A 696-nucleotide genomic window follows, 5' to 3' on the forward strand; every position below is an offset into this window, starting at 1 on the left:
GCCACGCCCGCCGTTCTCTACCGACCTGCAGCCACGCTGGGGCATGTTTCGGAAGCCGGGGGGAGTGTCGGTTCTGAAGGGAGGCGTTCGCCGTAGGGTGAGAGGCGGCCGAAGGCGGCCAACGGCCAAGGGAGCCATGTATGACGCGGTACCTGATCTCTTTTGATGACGGCGCGATGACCTTCCCCGAGGAGGAGTTGCCCGAGGTGGCCGAGGCCTCGCTCGAGGTGGTACGTAAGGCTCGGGACGCCGCTGTGTGGGTCTTCGGTGGTGGACTGGAAAGGCAGCAGGCGAGCGTCGTGTCCACCGACGGGACCGTCACCAACGGCCCGTACCCGGAGACCAAGGCGGTGCTCGGCGGGTTTGCGATCATCGATGTGCCCTCACGTGAGGACGCATTGGAGTGGGCTGCCAAGATCGCTGCCGCGTGCCGCTGCGCGCAAGAGGTCCGGGAGATCATGGCCGACCCGACCGTCTGATCGAAGACGACCCCCCGCGGCTGGGTCTGGTTCGGAAGTGGCTTGTGACCTGCGGGATCGGCATGCTGCGAGCCTGTGGGCGACACAGTTGGGCGGCATGATCTGACGGACGAGGCGTGGGCGGTACTCGAGGCGTTGCTGCCGGTCGCAGGGTGCGGTTGTCCGGGGCGGAACCTGCGTCGGCAGGTCGACGGGATCCGGCACCGGGTCCGGGCGG

At 67.8% G+C, this 696-nt stretch carries 1 protein-coding gene; it reads left to right on the plus strand.

Annotation, left to right across the window (positions count from 1 at the left end):
- Positions 1-140: 140 nt before the first annotated feature.
- Positions 141-479, plus strand: a complete 339-nt coding sequence (locus CCN51_RS52435) for a YciI family protein (protein WP_014172622.1) — start codon at positions 141-143, stop codon at positions 477-479.
- The last annotated feature ends 217 nt before the right edge of the window (positions 480-696 follow it).

Origin of the sequence: Streptomyces milbemycinicus, from assembly GCF_002154605.1 — a bacterium.
GTDB classification, from domain to species: domain Bacteria; phylum Actinomycetota; class Actinomycetes; order Streptomycetales; family Streptomycetaceae; genus Streptomyces; species Streptomyces milbemycinicus.

What these genes read in the sequence shown, in the direction of transcription:
- CCN51_RS52435 (WP_014172622.1), top strand. Translation starts at nt 141, where the DNA reads ATGACGCGGTACCTGATCTCTTTTGATGACGGCGCGATGACCTTCCCC.